The 3,617-nt window shown below is 67.7% G+C and carries 2 protein-coding genes and 2 pseudogenes; 2 read left to right on the forward strand and 2 right to left on the reverse strand.

Annotation, left to right across the window (positions count from 1 at the left end; all coding sequences use genetic code 11):
* Window positions 1–93 precede the first annotated feature (93 nt).
* Window positions 94–603 (reverse strand): annotated as a pseudogene (locus tag ABZS40_RS36410) (IS110 family transposase); the annotation flags it as partial.
* Window positions 604–906: 303 nt separating this feature from the next.
* On the opposite strand from ABZS40_RS36410, the pseudogene ABZS40_RS36415 reads away from it, so the two are divergent.
* Window positions 907–1,152 (forward strand): annotated as a pseudogene (locus tag ABZS40_RS36415) (transposase family protein); the annotation flags it as partial.
* A 29-nt stretch (window positions 1,153–1,181) separates the two neighbouring features.
* Window positions 1,182–2,315, forward strand: a complete 1,134-nt coding sequence (locus ABZS40_RS36420; protein WP_354949261.1) for an MFS transporter — start codon at window positions 1,182–1,184, stop codon at window positions 2,313–2,315.
* A 111-nt stretch (window positions 2,316–2,426) separates the two neighbouring features.
* On the opposite strand, the gene ABZS40_RS36425 is transcribed toward ABZS40_RS36420, so the two are convergent.
* Window positions 2,427–2,843 carry a hypothetical protein gene (locus ABZS40_RS36425; RefSeq protein ID WP_354949263.1) on the reverse strand — a complete coding sequence of 139 codons (417 nt, stop codon included), beginning with the start codon at window positions 2,841–2,843 and terminating at the stop codon, window positions 2,427–2,429.
* Window positions 2,844–3,617 lie beyond the last annotated feature (774 nt).

Here is a 3,617-nt window from a genome sequence, read left to right on the forward strand (position 1 = left end):
AACTCCCCATGCCACCGATCGACATCAACGTCCGTCACACGCAGACCAACGAACGCGAACCGAACCCGATTCGCCTACTGCCGTTGCAGTACTAGCCGCGAAGGCCGAGATGATCGACGGGTAGTACTCGCGCAGCAGCGACCGCAGGCGGTTATGGGCGCACGTGCGGTCCCAGACCGCGTCCTGTTGAGCTCGCGCGAGAACAGTTACGGCTTGCGCCAACGCGGAGTCCGCAGGCAGCGGACGGTGAGCTGCCGTGTCGGTGCGCAGGATGTTCGCCAACACCATCGCGTCTTGGTGGTCGGACTTCTTGCGGGAGAGTGTGTGACGCTCGCGGTAGCGGGCCACCGCCATCGGATTGATCGCATAGATCGGCCGGCCGGTGGCGCGAAGGGCTGCCACCAACAGTCCTCGGGACGTCTCGATCGCCACCGGTATCGGCGTCTCCGAGTGGTCGCCGTGGACGGCGAGCAACTCAAGCAACGCCCGGTAGCCGTGGATGTCGTCGCTGATCCGCAACTTCGCCAACAGCCTGCCGTCGCCGTCGACGACCGCGACGTCGTGATGGTCCTCCGCCCAGTCAATCCCACACGACACCGTCATTCCATCTCCCTCCGTTGATGAACCTGGCGGGACCAGCCGGCGCCCTAATAGCAGCGCTCGAAGCGCATCACCCCATCAGCCGTCCGTGATCCCAGCCCCTCGCCAGGGCCTCGATCTGTCGCAGGGCTTCACACCCAAGCTGAACCAGAGGTCATCCCGGCAGGCGGCTCGAACCACGGCAGGCTACGAGACGACGCCCCACCAGCTGAGCAGGGCGGACCCGGCGCGTCGCTCTTGTCGGAGCGCTCAAGGAGCACGGGCTACGCATCAGACGTCACCGGAGCCGCCCTCGGCGCCTATTAGGGCTATCAAGGCGCCCGCGGTGCCATCTGGACCCCCTTCAAGCGCCGCCGCACTCGACTGTCCCGCCGGCAGAAGTCCGTCAACCGGCACCACGCCAAGATCCGAGCCCTCGGCGAACGCGCCGTCTCCACGCTCAAGACGTGGAAGATCCTGACCAAACTCCGCTGCTGCCCCCGCCGCGCCACGCCGATCGTCCAGGCCATCCTCGTCCTCCAAGCCGCCGATGACGCCCGCTACCCACGATAAAATGCCTCATTGTGCCGCTAGGCACGCTCGTGGCACGCACCGGAGACGAGATGGCCGGTACCGCGATCCTCCTGTTCGCCTACAGCGATTCCTCCCCCGATGACGGCGCCGCAGTGTTCGGGCTCCTCGCCATTGCCGCGGCGGTAGGCGGCCCTCTGCTTGGGGTCTGGCTGGACCGGGCTCGGTCCAGCGGCCCTCTGGCCCTGTCCTTGGCGTCGTTCAAAGTCGGGCTTGCCGCGGTTGGGGGCGCGCTGCATTACCGGCACGAGCGACTGGCCATGGTGATCGCAGTCCTAGCCGGCCTCTTCGGGCCGGCCGTCGCGGGCGGCTGGTCGGCATCGCTCACCCACCCCGATGCTGCTCGGGCTCAGCGGTTGGCTGTCTTCGACTCAAGCTCCTACAGCCTCGCCGGTTTGGTTAGCCCGGCCCTCGCCGGTACCGCGTTCGCGGTCGCGGGGTCAAACGCACCGCTGGTCCTGACTCTCCTCCTACTCGGGGCGGGCACCGCGTGTGCGCCCTTCGCGCGCGTCCTCCGGCACGAGGACCCCACCGAGGAGACCCGTCAGTCTCATCCGCTGGTTGATCTGCGCCGAGGCATCGCCGCGATCAGGCATCAGCCCAGGCTGCGGGCCGCGACCGTGTCGTCATGCGTGGCCTTCTTCGGCTTCGGACTATTCGCTGTCCTCGTCCCCGCGATCGGGCAGGAGCAATTCGGCAGTCCCGCTGCCGGATCGATCCTGCTGGCTGTCCTGGCCGCAGCGGCTCTGGCATCGAATGCTCTCCTCGATCGAAGTGGAGCATTGCAGCGTCCGGGTCGGGTCCTGACCTGGGCCACTGTGTTGGTCGGACTCGGCATCGCGATCGCGGCGGCCGGGCACCCGGTCGCCGCGATCCTTGCAGCCGCTGTCATCGGCGCGGGTGACGGACCCCAGCTCGCCGGGCTGATTGAGATTCGCCACCAAGAGGCATCCACTCACCTGCGCACCCAGATCTTCACGACCGGAGCCAGCGTCAAGATCACCGCCTCGGGCATCGGCGCGCTGGCCGCAGCGCCCCTCATGCACAGTGGCCTGACCGTCGCACTCCTCACGGCTGCCGCCGCTCACTTCATCGCGGCCTACATCGCCAGCAACACCCTCGACCCCTCGGGCGGGGATGCCTGATGCCGCACCCGGATGCTGCCAGATCCTGGCACGCATTCTGTGATTGATCTCGGCGGCAGCTCGCGGTGTGGCCAAGACGCGTTTGCGTAGGAGGTCGGGGTTCGCGCGGCCCTACATCTGTCGTTTGATGGTCTTGATACGGTTAACGGGGCCTGAGCTCCAGGGTTGAGTGAGACCGGCGACGACGGCGCCGCGGTCGCTGATCAGGCCGGCGACGAAGCCGCGTAGTTCCGAGTACCCGGCGTTGCGGGCACGGCCGATCGAGGCGTCGAGGTGTTGGCCGGTTTCTTGATGGCGGACCAGTGCGGCGAACCCTTGGGCGAGGTCGGCGACGGTGTCGAGGTCGGGACAGCGGCTTCGGGCATCGGCCAGGTAGGTGCGGTCGTCGTCGGTAAGTTCGTGGCCAGGTCGCATGATCCAGGCGGTGATCCGTTGGGCCGACGGCGCCTGGACGGTCACGGGGGGTGGTCGGGTGCGGTTGGCGGTGAGCCAATCTTTCAGCACTCGCAGGCTGCCCTGGTAGCCCACGGGCCGCGATCTCGGCGTGCAGGTCAGCTGCCTGGTGGACGCCGTCGGTGAGGCGTTGTCGCAGGTAGGGGTGGAAGGAGGCGAGGACGCTGGGTCGGCTGCTGGCGCGTTCGGGCCGATCAACGCCTCGGCGTTGGCGGCGTGGGCGTACTTACGGGCGGGGGTTTTGACGTTCATGCCGAGACGGCGGGCGGTCGCGCTGATCCACGATCCTTCGGCTCGTAGGGCGTGCACGGCCGCGTGGCGATAGCGGGTGTTAACCGCCCGTCGTCCGGTGATTCCCGGCTTGGCCGTGGCCGGCGAGGACAGGGCGGATATCGGATCGCGGTACTCGCGTAGGCACCGACGGTGTCCGCGGACGACCTTCTCGATGGTGTCGCCGAGGTTCTTCAGCAGGTGCCTGAGGTCTGCGACCTAGACCGCGTTGGGTGCGCCTTGGCGGGCGCCGTCGGCGTAGCTGCCGCCGCGACCGCGGCAGATGATCTGGACCCCCGGGTGTTCGCGCAGCCAAGCCGGCGCGGGTGTCGGCGGTGGGTCGGGCAGAACGTCGATCGGCCGGCGGGTGTGCATGTCGAGCAGCACCGGGGCGTATCGGTGCCTAAGACGGCGGGTTCGTCGTATAGATGATCTTTCGGATGTCAGTGTCGAAGAGCCTGTCGCAGAATGGCGATGGCTGGCTGGCGGGTCAGGCTGGCTTGATCGCGCCGTTGGCTGGGCTGTCCCCGGGCTGGTGCGTCAGGCTGCTGCGGTGTGGATTTTGCGGATGTTGTAAGC

Source organism: Micromonospora sp. NPDC005324 (assembly GCF_040607155.1).
Classification (GTDB): domain Bacteria; phylum Actinomycetota; class Actinomycetes; order Mycobacteriales; family Micromonosporaceae; genus Micromonospora; species Micromonospora trifolii.